At 66.3% G+C, this 14649-nt stretch carries 12 protein-coding genes and 3 pseudogenes; 6 read left to right on the forward strand and 9 right to left on the reverse strand.

The window, feature by feature from the left end; all coding sequences use genetic code 11:
* Positions 1–19 precede the first annotated feature (19 nt).
* From WT24_RS21570 to WT24_RS21585, 4 genes are all read right to left on the reverse strand, one after another.
* Positions 20–1153, reverse strand: a complete 1134-nt coding sequence (locus WT24_RS21570; protein WP_059501299.1) for a hybrid sensor histidine kinase/response regulator — start codon at positions 1151–1153, stop codon at positions 20–22.
* Between the two features lie 473 nt (positions 1154–1626).
* Entirely contained in the window at positions 1627–3210 is a 1584-nt protein-coding gene (locus tag WT24_RS21575; protein WP_059793803.1) for a Na+/H+ antiporter, read from the reverse strand.
* Positions 3211–3448: 238 nt separating this feature from the next.
* Entirely contained in the window at positions 3449–4882 is a 1434-nt protein-coding gene (locus tag WT24_RS21580) for an aldehyde dehydrogenase family protein (RefSeq protein ID WP_060035798.1), read from the reverse strand.
* Positions 4883–4911: 29 nt separating this feature from the next.
* Positions 4912–6552: an acetolactate synthase large subunit gene (locus WT24_RS21585; RefSeq protein WP_060035799.1), complete on the reverse strand. Its 1641-nt coding sequence runs from the start codon at positions 6550–6552 to the stop codon at positions 4912–4914.
* 394 nt (positions 6553–6946) lie between these two features.
* Between WT24_RS21585 and WT24_RS21590 the strand changes: the two are divergent.
* The 4 genes and pseudogenes from WT24_RS21590 (at position 6947) to WT24_RS21605 (ending at position 8540) form a co-directional block, all read left to right on the forward strand.
* Positions 6947–7263, forward strand: a pseudogene (locus tag WT24_RS21590) (type II toxin-antitoxin system RelE/ParE family toxin).
* Positions 7264–7266: 3 nt separating this feature from the next.
* Positions 7267–7566, forward strand: coding sequence for an addiction module antidote protein (locus WT24_RS21595; protein ID WP_060035800.1), 300 nt, complete (start codon positions 7267–7269; stop codon positions 7564–7566).
* Between the two features lie 382 nt (positions 7567–7948).
* A pseudogene (locus WT24_RS21600) lies at positions 7949–8225 on the forward strand (type II toxin-antitoxin system RelE/ParE family toxin).
* 12 nt (positions 8226–8237) lie between these two features.
* Positions 8238–8540, forward strand: coding sequence for a HigA family addiction module antitoxin (locus WT24_RS21605; protein ID WP_059501307.1), 303 nt, complete (start codon positions 8238–8240; stop codon positions 8538–8540).
* 33 nt (positions 8541–8573) lie between these two features.
* Here the strand turns inward: WT24_RS21605 and WT24_RS21610 are convergent, their stop codons facing one another.
* From WT24_RS21610 to andAc, 5 genes are all read right to left on the reverse strand, one after another.
* A complete protein-coding gene (locus WT24_RS21610) occupies positions 8574–9860 on the reverse strand; it encodes a DUF445 domain-containing protein (RefSeq protein WP_060035802.1) in 1287 nt (428 codons plus the stop codon).
* A gap of 127 nt (positions 9861–9987) precedes the next feature.
* On the reverse strand, positions 9988–11145 hold the full coding sequence (gene andAa / locus WT24_RS21615; RefSeq protein ID WP_082742255.1) for an anthranilate 1,2-dioxygenase system ferredoxin--NAD(+) reductase: 1158 nt from the start codon (positions 11143–11145) through the stop codon (positions 9988–9990).
* Positions 11135–11461, reverse strand: coding sequence for an anthranilate 1,2-dioxygenase ferredoxin subunit AndAb (gene andAb / locus WT24_RS21620; protein WP_006479527.1), 327 nt, complete (start codon positions 11459–11461; stop codon positions 11135–11137). Before andAb ends, andAa begins: the two co-directional genes overlap by 11 nt.
* Before the next feature lie 35 nt (positions 11462–11496).
* Positions 11497–11973, reverse strand: a complete 477-nt coding sequence (gene andAd / locus WT24_RS21625; protein ID WP_059501316.1) for an anthranilate 1,2-dioxygenase small subunit AndAd — start codon at positions 11971–11973, stop codon at positions 11497–11499.
* A gap of 14 nt (positions 11974–11987) precedes the next feature.
* Positions 11988–13259, reverse strand: a complete 1272-nt coding sequence (andAc, locus tag WT24_RS21630) for an anthranilate 1,2-dioxygenase large subunit AndAc (protein WP_059501397.1) — start codon at positions 13257–13259, stop codon at positions 11988–11990.
* Between the two features lie 212 nt (positions 13260–13471).
* On the opposite strand from andAc, the gene andR reads away from it, so the two are divergent.
* Both andR and WT24_RS35115 read left to right on the forward strand, forming a co-directional pair.
* Complete coding sequence (andR, locus tag WT24_RS21635; protein WP_059501317.1) at positions 13472–14431, forward strand: anthranilate 1,2-dioxygenase regulatory protein AndR; 960 nt, start codon at positions 13472–13474, stop codon at positions 14429–14431.
* 15 nt (positions 14432–14446) lie between these two features.
* Positions 14447–14649: pseudogene (locus tag WT24_RS35115) on the forward strand (hypothetical protein); the annotation flags it as partial.

Here is a 14649-nt window from a genome sequence, read left to right on the forward strand (position 1 = left end):
GGCAGGCCGCGCCGCGAAATCACCGCTCCGCTTGCGCCGGCAGCCGAAGCGCGACCATGAAGCCGCGCGCCGTATTGCGCATCAGGATCTGGCCGCGATGCCGCGCCGCCGTCGCGCGGACGAACGCGAGGCCGAGGCCGAAACCGCTGCGCGCCGCGCCGTGCGCGGATTCGAGCTGCACGAACGACTCGGTCGCGGCCGTGCGCTGTTCCGGCGCGATGCCGGCGCCGGCATCCTCGACGCCGATCAGCCAGGCGCCGTCGTCGCCGCTCAGCGTGCAATGTACGTCCATCCCGGCCGGGCCGTACTTCAGCCCGTTGTCGATCAGGTTCGCAACCGCGCGCGTCAGCATCATGCGGTCGCCCATCGTCACGCACTCGGTATCGGGCACGTGCGCGATCACCCGGCAGCCGAGCCCGGCCGCCTTCTCCCACAGCTGGTCGACGGCGTCGAGCACGATCTCGTTGAGACTCACGACCTCGGGCGCGCGGCGCTCGGACTGCGCGCGGGTGAGGTGGATGAAGCCGTCGGCGAGCGCGAGCGCGCGCCGCGCGTGGCCGGCGATGCGCTCCATGATCGCCGGCATGTCGCCGTGTTCGGCCCGGTAGACGTCGAGCAGCGCGAGGATCGACGTTTGCGGCGAGCGCATGTCGTGCGACAGGAAATCGAGCGCCTCGTCACGCTGCCGCGACATCAGGTACGAATTCGAGTGATAGCGGATGCGCGCGGTCAGCTCCATCGCGTCGGGAAGCTTCACCAGATAGTCGTTCGCGCCGGCGATGAACGCCTCGCGCTTGACGATCGGCTCCTCCTTCGCGGACAGCACGATGATCGGCACGCGTGCGGTGCCGGCGTCCGCGCGCCACGCGCGCACGAGATCGAGGCCGTCGATCTCCGGCATCACGAGATCCTGCAGGATGACCGTCGGCTTCACGTCGCGCGCGACCGCCATCGCCCGATGTGCGTCGGTGCACACGTGCAGGTCGATGTCGTGCTCGCTGCGCAACGCGCGACGGATCACCTCGCCGACGAACGGCTGGTCGTCGACGAGGAGGACCGATAACCCCGATTCGAGGCAATCCGAGGCATTATCACTGCTCGATTCTTTCATAAATACAGTTTCAAACGCCGAATCTCCAATCGATTCTTTCATAGGAGTTGTTTATCCGACTTGGACACTATCTTATATTGGCAGTTGTAAAACCCGCCTGATTTCGCCGATTTGGCCTGTCGGCACTGCCTTGCAGGGCTTCGGACGCCGCTTGTTTCCCCGTCGACGACCGTATTACCTCTGCATTCTTTCTCTCAATAAACATAACCGGCTGATTCTAAATGAAATTAGAACACAGCATCTATCTCCTTCCGGTTTAGTTTTGCCAAATATGCAGAAAGAGACGGAAACAGATAAATCAGATCATTTCCGGATTCGAAAGACGATAACGTTTGCGGGACCGCCGCGACGAGGTTTGCATGCGCTGCAAGGCTCGGAGTCGGTCATATTGAGGGCCGGATTCGAATGCACCGAATCGGCGGATGGGAGGGAAAAATCGCGCGACGGGTGGCTCGACCCGCACGCGTTTCGGGGCCGGCACAACGCCGACCCGTGCGATGCGTGAGCTGGCCGCCCTAGCCGCGCGCGTGCTGCGCGGACACTTCCTGCAGGTCGAGATCGCGTTCGAGCGTGTGCAGCATCTCGTCGTGGATGCGCCCGGACCGGTGCAGGCGCAACAGTTCGGCGCGCCCGGCCCGGATCGCGGCCAGCACCACGTCGTAGTGCGCGGCGCGCACTTCCGCCGGATACGCGGGCTCGTTCTTCGTGCGTTCGGTCAGCTCGGCGCGATACGTGTATTGCTCGAGCAGGCGCGGATGGATCACGACCCCGTTCTCGTCGCGCACGAGCGGCTGGATCGCCGCGAGTTGCGCGGCCTCGACGTACGCCCACGTCTGCGGCTCGCTCAGGTGGTGCGCGGCACGCTCGTCGCGCTGCGGCATGCGCAGCAGCCGGATCAGCGGCCCGATCGTCGTGCCCTGCAACAGCACGGTGACGAGAATCACCGCGAACGATGCGACCAGGATCACGTCGCGGCCGGGCAGCGCCTCGGGCAGCGACAACGCGATCGCCAGCGTCACCACGCCGCGCATGCCGGCCCAGCTCATGACCGTCGCGGCCTTCCAGTCGGGCGCCGGCCCGCGCCGTGCGAAGCCGCGCACCGGCCACTTCAGCGCCTCGACCGCATAGATCCACACGAAGCGCGACACGATCACCGCCGCCAGCACCGCGAGCACGGGCGGCACCATCGTGCCGAGCACCTGCTCGAAGCCACCGAGCCGATGGATCGCGCCGCGCAGCGACAGCCCGATCAGCACGAACACCATCGCCTCGAGCAGGAACACGATGACCTGCCAGAACGCGGTGCCGCGCGTGCGCACGGCCGCCGAGAACACCTCGTGCTGATGCCAGCCGACGATCATGCCGGCCGTCACCGTCGCGATCACGCCCGACACCTCGACCATTTCGCCCGCGATGTACGCGATCCATCCGGCAATCACCGCGACGGTGATCACGAGGTAGTCGTCATCGAGCAGCTTCAGGAACCACACGACGAGCTTGCCGATCACGAAGCCGACCACCACGCCGCCGAGCCCGAGCTCCGCGAAGCGCACGACCGCGTGCTCGAGGCTGAACGCGCCGGTGAGCGCGGCCGCGACCGCGAAGCGGAACAGCACGAGGCCGGCCGCGTCGTTCAGCAAGCTTTCGCCTTCGAGCAGCACCATCAGCCGGCGCGGCAGCGCGACGCGTTCGAGCACGGCCTTCGCGGCGACCGCGTCGGGCGGCGACACGATCGCGCCGAGCGCGAAGCACGCGGCCCACGGCAGCGCCGGCACCACCCAGTGCACGGCGAAGCCGACCGCGAACGTCGTGAACACGACCGCGCCGATCGCCAGCATCAGAATGCCGCCGACATTGCGCTTGAATTCTTCCCACACGGAGAAGTACGCACCGTCCATCAACAGCGGCGGCAGGAACACCAGCAGCACCAGTTCGGGATCGAGGTTGATCGGCGGCAGACCGGGGATGAACGCGATGCCGATGCCGCCGATCAGCAGCGCGGCCGCGGGCGGCAGCCGCAGCCGCTTGGCGATGCATTCGAGCGCGACGATCGCGAGGAATGACAACAGAACCAGCTTGAATGCCGAGACGGGGGACATGAATCGACCTCGTGAAGAATGAATTCGCGCGTTCCGGCGTCGTACCCCGGTCGGCAGTTTCGCGCGATTACATCACGAGGCGACGCCCGTAGTCGAGCCTGTTTCCGGCGAACGCGCAGGGTACGCGGACGACACGCGCGGCGCCGTGCCGCCCCGCGCGCCGCCATGAAAAACGGCACGCGGGCCGGCCCGATCGCCCGCCCGCGTGCCGTCGCGGCGCCGCGCCGCCTGCCGCGCGTTACCGACGCCGCACCACCATCAGCCGCAGCTCGGTCATGTCTTCGATCGCGTAGCGGACGCCTTCGCGGCCGAGGCCCGAATCCTTCACGCCGCCGTACGGCATGTTGTCGACGCGGAACGACGGCACGTCGTTGATCACGACGCCGCCGACCTCCAGTTCGTCCCACGCGCGCTGCGCATGCGTGAGCGAATCGGTGAACACGCCGGCCTGCAGCCCGAAGTCGCTGTCGTTCACGCGTGCCAGCGCGTCGTCGAAGCGGTCGAACTTCTCGAGGATCGCGACCGGGCCGAACGCCTCCTTCCGGTACAGGTCCTGCTCGCGGCCGACGTTTTCCAGCAGCGTCGCCTCGAACATCGCGCCGTCGACCTTGCCGCCCGCGACGATCTTCGCCCCCGCCGCGACGGCCGCGTCCATCCAGCCCGACAGCCGGCGCGACTCGGATTCGGAGATCATCGGGCCGACGAACGTCGACGGATCCTTCGGATCGCCCATCTTCAGCGAACGCGTCTTCGCGATCAGCTTCTCGCGCAACGCATCGTAAAGGTCGGCATGCACGAGGATCCGCTGCACGCCGATGCAGCTCTGGCCCGACTGGTAGTACGCGCCGAACGCGAGCCGCTCGACCACGTAGTCGAGCCGCTCGCGCTGGTCGGCATCGACGATCGCGGCCGCGTTGCCGCCGAGCTCCAGCACGACTTTCTTCTTGCCGGCCTTCTCCTTCAGCGCCCAGCCGACGGCGGGCGAACCGGTGAACGACAGCAGCTTGAAGCGCTCGTCGGTCGTGAACAGGTCGGCGCCGTCGCGATGCGCGGGCAGCACCGAGAACGCGCCCTTCGGCAGGTCGGTTTCCGCGAGCACCTCGCCGATGATCAGCGCGCCGATCGGCGTGCGGCTCGCCGGCTTCAGCACGAACGGACAGCCGGCCGCGAGCGCGGGCGCGACCTTGTGCGCGGCGAGGTTCAACGGGAAGTTGAACGGCGAGATGAACGAGCACGGGCCGATCGGCACGCGCTTCGTGTAGCCCGTATAGCCCTGCGCACGCGCGGAGATCTCGAGGTTGACGATCTCGCCGTCGATGCGCACCGATTCCTCGGACGCGACGCGGAACGTATCGATCAGCCGCGTGACTTCGCCCTTCGAATCGTTGATCGGCTTGCCGGCCTCGATGCACAGCGCCTCGGCCAGCTCGTCGAAACGTTCGCGAAACCGCGCGACGCAATGATCGAGCACGGCCTGCCGCCGGTAGGCGGGCATCTCGCGCATCGGCTTCGTGGCGTCGACGGCCGCGGCGATCGCCGCATCGATCGCCTTCGCGTCGGCCAGCGCGACGCGCGTGGCGACCTTGCCGCTGAACTTGTCGGTCACCTCCAGATCGGTGTTCGCGTAGACAGCTTCGTTGGCGAGGTAGTACGGATAGGTTTCCTTCAACATGGAACGACTCCTTCCTGTGAACGGGGCATTCAGAGTTGCGCCGACAGGCGCTTGATCTCGCGGTTCAGCACGCGCTCGTTGTCGGAGTAGTCGATCGGCACGTCGATCACGTGCACGCCCGGCGACGAGAAGCACTCGCGCAGCAACGGCTCTAGATCGTCGGCCGATTCGACGCGATGCCCGTGCGCGCCGTAGCTCTGCGCGTACGACACGAAGTCGGGATTCTTCAGCGTCATCGCGAAATCGGGGAAATTCATGTTCTCCTGCTTCCAGCGGATCATCCCGAACGCATCGTCGCGCAGGATCATCACGACGATGTCGAGCTTCAGCCGCACGGCCGTTTCGAGCTCCTGCGAATTCATCATGAAGCCGCCGTCGCCGCACACGGCGATCACCTTGCGCTGCGGATGCACGATCTTCGTCGCGATCGCCGACGGCAGGCCCGCGCCCATCGACGCGAGCGCGTTGTCGAGCAGCAGCGAATTCGGCTCGTGCGCACGCCAGTAGCGCGCGAACCAGATCTTGTACATCCCGTTGTCGAGGCAGACGATGCCGTCGAGCGGCAGCGCGTTGTACAGGTCGTTCACGATCCGCACCGGATACATCGGGAAGCGCGGATCGTGCTGGCCCTTTTCCAGATGCGCGTCGAAATGCGTCTTGATCATCGCGAAGCGCTCGAAATCCCAATGCGGTTGCGGCTTCACCGCTTCCTTCATCTGCCACACCGCGTTCGCGATGTCGCCGACCACCTCGATCTGCGGAAAATAGACGGGGTCGACCTGCGCGCCGAGGAAGTTCACGTGGATCACGGTCTTGTCGTCGGTGCGCATGAAGAACGGCGGCTTCTCGATCACGTCGTGGCCGACGTTGATGATGCAATCCGCATGCTCGATCGCGCGATGCACGAAGTCGCCGTCGGACAGCGTCGCGTTGCCGAGCCACAGCGGGTGCGTCTCGTCGATCACGCCCTTGCCCATCTGCGTCGTGAAGAACGGGATGCCCGTCTTGTCGACGAATTCGAGCAGCATCTTGCAGGTGGTCTTGCGGTTGCCGCCCGCGCCGATCATCAGCAGCGGATGGCGCGCGGCCTGGATCGCGTCGACCGCGTGCGCGACCGCCTTCTCCTCCGCCACCGGCCGCCGGCTGTAGCTGCGCGGAATCGGCTTGCCGTCGCCCTCTTCGTGCGCGATGTCTTCGGGCAGCTCGAGGTGCGCGGCGCCCGGGCGCTCTTCCTCCGCGCGGCGGAACGCTTCGCGCACGGCCGACGGAATGTTGCCGATCGACACGATTTGCCGCGTGAACTTCGTGAGCGGCTGCATCATGTCGACCACGTCGACGATCTGGAAATGGCCCTGCTTGCTGGACTTGATCGGCTTCTGCCCGGTGATCATCAGCATCGGCATCCCGCCGAGCTGCGCATACGCGGCGGCCGTCACGAAGTTCGTCGCGCCCGGCCCGAGCGTCGCGAGACACACGCCGGTGCGGCCCGTGAGGCGGCCGTAGGTGGCGGCCATGAACCCGGCGGCTTGCTCGTGCCGGGTCAGCACGAGCTTGATCTTCGATCGCCGCAGCGATTCGAGCAGATCGAGGTTTTCTTCGCCTGGAATGCCGAACACGTACTCGACGCCTTCGGCTTCCAGCGCCTTCACGAACAGATCCGATGCTTTCATGGGGACTCTCGGTTATGCCGTCTGCCCGGCCTACGGACACGCGGCGTTCAGGACGCGCGCCGGCCTACGGCACGCGGACGCCTTACCTACTGGACACTGACCACGGCACTGCTCGCCGCGCAAGACGCAATACCAGATGCGTGCTGCGCGGCGGCGCCTCCGGATGCCGGAGGACGAACGGACCCGCCCGCGCAGCAAGCACGCGCGGACGGCAAAGACGTTTTCGATTGTAGACGGATTCGCGAAATTCCGGCTTCGGCCGGATGGCCGACTCCGGCAGCGGAAAGATCGGCCGGACGGCCGGGAAACGTCCGGCGATGCCCCCGGCCGGGCTGTAATGGCAACGATGTTCAATTCGACAGACATGTGAACCATGGTTGACACATTGCCATTCATGCCCTACAGTTGCCCGGCATTCAGCATCCGGACCACCGACGCCTTCGACGCCTGGTTTGCCGGCCTGCCTGATCGCATCGCCAAGCGCCGCATCAGGCGCGCATCGACCGCCTGTCGATGGGCAATCCCGGCGACTGGAAATCCGCCGGCGCGCCCGTCGTCGAAATGCGCATCGATCATGGGCCCGGCTACCGCGTCTACTACGTCCGGCGCGCGACGATCTGGGTCGTCCTGCTTGGCGGCGGCGATAAATCGACGCAGCAGGCCGACATACGCGCCGCGCATGCAATGCTCGCGCACCTCGACATGGAGTGATCGATGAACAAGATCAAGACGCGGCCGTGGGATTCGGCCGAACACCTGAAAACCGAAGACGACATGGCCGACTACTTCGACGCATGCCTGCAGGAAGCCGGCGACGATCCGGCCTTCATCGCGCACGCGCTCGGCGTGATCGCCCGCGCACGCGGCCTGTCGCAGGTCGCGCGCGATGCGGGCCTGTCGCGCGAAGGGCTGTACAAGGCGCTGTCGCACGACGGCAATCCGAGCTTCGGCACGATCCTGAAAGTCATCAAGGCGCTCGGCCTGCAATTGCACGGCGCCAAGGCTGCCGCGTGACCTGGCGGCGCACGGCGTCGCGCTGCCCGCGCAACGTCCGTGCCCGCGTCAATGCAGCCAGCCGGCCGCCCAGCGCGGCGCGAGCGACACCCGATACGACCCTTGCCCGATCAGCCCGCCGGCCTGCGTGCCATCGATGCGTCCGGTCGTCCGGATGGTATATCGGCCCCTTAAAGGCATCGAACACCTCCATACTCGTCGGGACGACAGAAACCGGTGGGCACGCATCGGCTACGCCTGTCGTCACGCGTCGACCTCCATTGATTTCCAATCTGGTAGGTCTCCTGTTGTTCATCTCACGCGACAACGCTTCGGCGCGCGCATCGCCGAAGTCATTTCATTCCCATTGACGTATTACGCTAAACGTAATACCCTGACCGTAATGATCGATTCGTTCCGATGCAAAGACACGCAGTTGCTTTTCGCAGGAGAAACGCCCAAGCGCTTCCGCGCGATCGAAACGGTTGCCCCGGAAACTGCAAATGATTGCCGCAGCGAAGGAACTGCGCGATTTGCGGGCGCCTTCCGGCAACAGGCTCGAGGCGTTGCAAGGCGATCGGGAAGGTCAGCACAGCATCCGCATCAACGAGCGATGGCGGATTTGTTTCGTATGGAGCGACGATGGCCCCGCCCAGGTCGAGATCGTCGACTATCACTGACTGGAGCTTCGCATGCTCAAGAACGGAATGCGCCCGATTCATCCGGGCGAAATCCTTCGGGAAGAATTCCTCGTTCCGCTGGAACTGAGCGTCAACGCGCTGGCGCTCGCGTTGAACGTGCCGGCAACGCGGTTGCACGAAATCGTCAAGGAACGGCGCGGAATCACGGCCGATACGGCCTACCGGCTCGGGCGCTACTTCGATACGTCGCCGGAATTCTGGCTGAACCTGCAAGCCACGTACGACCTCAAGACGCTGCCGACGCGCAGCGAGATCGACCGCAAGGTCGAACCGCGCGAACGCACGCACGCGTAGGCACGCAGTCCGCCGTTCGTTCGCGTGCCCGCGTCAATGCAGCCACCCGGCCGCCCAGCGCGGCGCGAGCGACACCAGATACAACCCGAGCCCGATCAGCCCGCCGACCAGCGTGCCGTTGATGCGGATGTACTGGAGATCCTTGCCGATGTTCAGCTCGATCTGCCGCGACATCTCGCGCGCATCCCAGTTGCGCACCGTGTCGCGAATGTGACGCATCAGGAAATCGGCGAAATCGGGCGCCATCTCGTGCACGGCCTTCTCGACGTGCTCGTTCAGCGACGCACGCAGCGCCGGGCTCTCGGCGAGCCGCGCACCGAGCCAGCCGCCGAGCGTCGCGGCCTGCCGGTGCAGCGCCGAATCGGGGCGCGCGAGATCGGCCTTCAGCCACGCGCGCAACTGGTCCCACAAGTCGCGCACATACTCGTTGAACGCATCGCCGTCGCGAATATAGCGCTTGATCTCCTCGCCCTTCGCGATGAACGCGGGGTCGTGCTTCAGCCGCTCGGTCAGCCGCACGACCGTCCGGTCGAAGCGTTGCCGCAACTCGTGCCCGGGATCGGCGGCAACGCCTTCGAGCACGCGGCTCACCGCGCTCGCGAGCATTCGCGCGCCGTTCTCGCCGAACCACTGCGTCGGCATGATCTTCTCGACCTTCGGGTATTGCATCTTCAGCCATTCGACGATGAAGCCCGCGATCACCTCGCGGTTCTCTTCCTTGTCGAGCACGTCGACCACCTGTTCGATCGCGTCGTCGAGCAGCGCCTGGTGGCGGCCGTCCTTCGTCAGCGTGTCGAGGATCGCGCCGGCCGATTGCGACAGGTCGACCCGGTCGATCACCGCGCGGAACGCATCGTGGACGAACGACTGGATCCGCGCGTCGTCGGTCATGTCGAGCGCGAAGCTCGTCAGCTTCGTCACGTAGCCGCCGAGCGCGTCGGTATTCGCCGGCTCGCCGAGCCACGCGCCGAGCTTCTGCGCGGGATCGTGCTGGCGGATCTGCGCGGCGAGCGCGTCCGGGCCGAGGAATTTCTCGCGCACGAACACCGCGAGGTTGTCGGCAATCTTGTCCTTGTTCTTCGGAATGATTTCGGTATGGCGCGACACGAACGGGATCGGCACGCGGCGGAACAACGCGACGACCGCGAACCAGTCGGCGAGCGCGCCGACCATCGCGGCTTCGGCCACCGCCTTGAAGCCGTCGACCCACGGGCCGCGCGGCAGCAGGATGGTGGCGACGAACACCGCGACGGCCGCCAGCAGCAGCCACAGCGCACGGCGCTTGCTTCGTTTCAGTTCGAGGGCTTTGTCTGGCGTCATGGAGGACGGGCGAATCGGCGATGCCGCTAATATCCCCGATTTCGCCGCAACCGACAAACCCGCCGCCGCGCCCGGCACGCCCGGCACGCCCGGCGCACCCAGCGCACACGCGCCGCGCGCGCCGCCGCTACATGAACGTCTTCAGATTGACCGCCGGATCGGCCAGCTTCGCCGGATCGGGCACCGCGACGATCCTGCCGTCGTCGCCGAGCCCGAACACCGTGAACGGCCCGCTCGCGGGATCGCCGCGCACGACGGTCGTGCGTTCGCTGCCGAACAGCCCGAGCATCTGCAGGTTGCAATCGTACTGATCGGACCACAGCCACGGCAGCTCGGCATAGCGCTCGTCGGCGCCGAGCAGGTTCGCGGCCGCGACGGCCGGCTGGTTTTCGGCCACCTGCCACGATTCGATCCGTACGTGGCGCTCAAGCAGCGGATTGAAGTGCATCGTCACCTCGCCCGCCGCGAAGATCGCGGCATCGGCCGTGCGGCAGCCCGCGTCGACGCGTATCCCGTTGTCGACGTCGAGCCCGGCGGCCTGCGCCAGTTCGACGTTGGGCACGACGCCGATACCGACCACGACGATGTCGGCCGGCACGTCGCCGCGATCGGTTTCGACGACGGCGCCGCCGTCCGGCGCGCGGCGAATCGCGCGCGGCAGCGTCGCCATCCGGAAACGCACGCCGCGCGCATCGTGCAATTGCCGCGCATACGCGCCGACGGCTTCCGGTAACGCACGCTGCAGCAGGCGCGCGGCCGGGTCGATCACCGTCACGTCGCAGCCGAGCTGGCGTGCGGCCGCCGCGACCTCGAGGCCGATGAAGCCGCCGCCGAGCACCGCCACGCGGCGTCCGGGCGCAAGTTGCGCACGCAACGCACGCGCATCCGCCACGGTACGCACGTAATGCGGCACGATACCTGCGTCGACCGGGCCGCCGAACGTCCGCACGCGCGAGCCCGTCGCGAGCACGAGCTTCGCGTACGGCAACGTCGCACCGTCGTCGAGCCGCACGCGCCGTGCGTCCCGCTCGATCGCTTCGACGCGCGCGCCGAGCCGCAGCTCGATGCGTTGCGCGTCGTACCACGCGGCATCGCGGATGAACGCACGCTGCTCGCCGCCGTCGCTCAACAGCGCATCCTTCGACAGCGCCGGCCGGTCGTACGGCAACTCGCGCTCCGCGCCGATCATCACTATGCGCGCCGCGGCGTCGCGCTCGCGCAGCGCCTCGGCCGTGCGCCGCGCCGCATGGCCGGCGCCGACGATCACGAACGGATCAGCCGACATTGACTTCCACCTGTCCGTCGACGATCCGGATCGGATAGGTCCGCACCGGCTCGGTGATCGGCGCGCATTTCGGCGCGCCGGTGCGAATGTCGATCAGCCCCTGGTGCAGCGGGCATTCGACGCAGCCGTCCTCCACATAGCCTTCGGACAGCCGCGCATGCCCGTGCGTGCAAAGGTCGTGCATCGCGAACAGTTCGTCGCCGATCCGGAACACGGCGATCGGCTTCTGGCCGGCGACGCGCGCCGCCGGTTCGTCTTCGGAGAATTCGTCGAAAGCGCCGAGCGGATGCCACTCGGCCAGCGTTGCTTCGGTCATGTCGATTCCTTGCTTCTTCAGATCGGTCGGATCGGTCAGATCGGCGTCGCGAGCAGCGTCTGCACGCGCGACGTGTCGTAGATCACGCGCTTGGTCTTGTAGCGCAACCCATCGGGCGTGCGCACGACCGTGTCGTAGTACTTGCCGGCCTGGTACACGTTCGATTCGCCGTTGCTGCGGGTCTGCACGACCACGTAGTTGCTCTCGGTGTCGATTTCGCCGTCGCGTTCGGCGACGATCGTCAGGCCCGACGTCATGTGCCGGTACGTATGCGCTTCGTAGATGTTCGCGTGCCGCAGCGACACCACGCGGTCGCGCAGCATCCGCTGATTCGTGCAGTGCACGATCCCGACCGGCAGCCCGAGATCGGCGTTCTCCTTCGGCACGATTTCGTACGTGCAGTCCTCGGTGAACATTTCCGGCCAGTGTTCGAGCCGATCATTGTCGAGGTGCCCGATGTAGCGGTTCTGGAGCATGTAAATCTCGAACCACGTCTTCATGTCTTCCGTCATTTTCTGCTCCTGCCTCAATAGCCCATCAGCTTCTGGTAGCCGACCCAGAACTTGCGGATCAGGCTCTCGGTGATCACCGTGTCCTGCTGGTCCGGATTGCCGCGCGACATCTCGATCACCGACGTCGCATCCGCGTCGCGCACCGTGCCGCGCTGCACGAGCTCGGTCGCTTCCGTGTCCTCCATCGAGATATAGCCGGCCGGCCCGACGAGGTTCGCCTGCTTGATGCGCAGCGCGCGCAGCTCGGGCGTGTCGTCCGTATAACCGAAGAAGTGGAAGATCAGCTCGAAGTTGTCCGGCCCCTTCGGCAGGATCTGGCGCGCGACCAGCGTGTTGTGGATCTGCTGGATCACGAGCTGCGGGAAGATCGGCTGGATATGGTTCGTGCAGTCCTCGTCGTATTCCGACACGAGATCGAGAATCGATTCGTCCTCCAGATGAAAGCCCTCGTCGAACGAACGGATGTTCTGCTGCTTGTACGCCGCCGACGTATCGTCGCCCGTCTTCGTCACCGTGATGATGCTGTGCAGCCCGTGGTTCGCGTCCGGAATCGAGCGCGCCTTCATCCCGACGCGGAAGATGTTGAAGGTCGTATGGAACAGGTGCAGCATGCTCGCGTGATACGGGTCCTTCACGTTCTCCATGTACAGCTTCCAGTTCGACTTCGAATACTGGCGCGTGCAGCCGAGATACTCGATCGGCTTGTGGAAGATCCGGTCGATCCACGGGCGCATCTGCTCGCCGAGATACTCGGGCAGCGGCGCGACCTCGTCGCTGAAGGTCGCGAACACGAGCCCGCGATAGCTGTCGACGCGCAGCTTGCGCAGCCCGTGCCGTTTCGGATCGAAATCGGCCGGCATCCCGGTCATGCCCTTCTGGCCGCGCCGGAACGGCACGCCGAGCAGGTTGCCCTGGTTGTCGAAGCTCCACTGGTGATAGACGCACGTGTGCGAACTCGCATTGCCGCGCGACTTGCGGCACACCTGCGCGCCGCGGTGCGCACAGCGGTTCACCCACGCGGACAGCGCGCCGTCCTCGGTGCGGGTGACGACCACCGGCGTATCGCCGACGAACGTGCTCTTGAAGTCGCCCGCGTTCGGGATTTCCGCTTCGAGCGCGACGAAATTCCACGTCGGCCCGCGGAAGATGCGTTCCTGCTCGCGTTCGTAGACCGCCTGCGAGCTGAACACCTTGTACGGCACGCGCGAGCCGTCGTCGTGCGGGAAGGTCACGTCGGATGCGTCGCCGCGCGCGGCGAAAACGACGGGCGATTCTGTCTGCTCCATGTCGGACTCCTTGTCGATCCGTTGCGTTGAATGCATGGAGCCGATTTTTGAAACGCTAATATTCGGCGTCTATCCGGAAAGTGCGATTGCCGCGGCGCAATATCCACTTTCGGCGGATTTCTGCGCTAGCATGACGGCACACGCGACCGGCGCACGAGCGCGGCCCATTCGTCGGATCGAAGCGCGCGTCGTCCATACCAAGGCTGAGGCCCATGTCCCCAACGTCGTTCGAGCCGCTCGCGCTGCGTGCGCACCGGCTGTTCGAATCCCGCGATCTCGACGAGACGCGCGAGCGGATCTCGCGTGTGATGCAGCCGCACGCGCTGCTGCCGAACGGCCGCGTGCACGGTGCGTCGCACATGGATTTCGTCAGGCTGGGCGGCCTCGGGATCGGCACGATCGCGTTCGGCGACGCGATGCGCGTGCAGGTCGACGCCGTCGACGGCTACTACCTGCTGATGTTCTGCCTGTCCGGTCAGGCACAAGTGCGCGCGATGGGGCGGCAGCTCGGCGTCGACGGGCAGACCGGCGTGCTGTGCGCGCCCGGCGAGCGCTTCGACGCGATGCTGTCGGCCGATTGCGAACAGTTCGTGCTGCGCATCGACGCGGCGACCGTCGGTTCGCTGACCGGCGATCCGCGTGCGACGCTCGACCCCGTGCTGCACATCAGCGACGCCGCGCTCGCGGCGTGGCGCCAGCAACTGATGCTCGTCGCGCGGTCGCCCGAGCTGCTCGAACGCGCGAACGCGAACCCGCGGGTCGCATCGCAGCTCGAGCATCTGCTGATCGACCTGCTGATCGAAGGTCATCCGCCGTCCGCGCTGCAGGCGTCGCATCGCGACCCCGCGCCGGGCTTCGTCCGGCGCGCGCAGGAATTCGTCGATGCGCACTATGCGCAGCCGCTGCAGCTCGCCGATATCGTCCAGGCCGCCAACGTGCCCGAACGAACGCTGCGCGACGCGTTCCTGCAATTCCGCGGCATGAGCCCGATGCAATACCTGCGCGCGACGCGGCTCGCGCACGCGCGCGAACTGCTGCGCGGCGCGGCGTCCGACCGGCGGATCGCCGATATCGCGCTCGATTGCGGATTTACACACCTCGGCCGGTTCGCCATGGCGTATCGGGAGAAGTTCGGCGAATCGCCGTCGGACACGCTCGACGGGAAGCGGTAGCCCGGACGCGCGGGCATGCCGATCTTCCCGATCTGCCTGCCCTGCCCGGGCCGCCCGATCTCCCCGGCCGTCCCGACTTTCCCGACTTTCCCGACTTTCCCGACTTTCCCGACTTTCCCGACTTTCCCGACTTTCCCGACTTTCCCGACCTTCCCGACCTTCCCGACCTTCCCGACCTTCCCGACCTTCCCGACCTTCCCGACCTTCCCGACCTTCCA

This window comes from Burkholderia sp. MSMB1078WGS, assembly GCF_001528895.1.
Classification (GTDB): Bacteria; Pseudomonadota; Gammaproteobacteria; order Burkholderiales; family Burkholderiaceae; genus Burkholderia.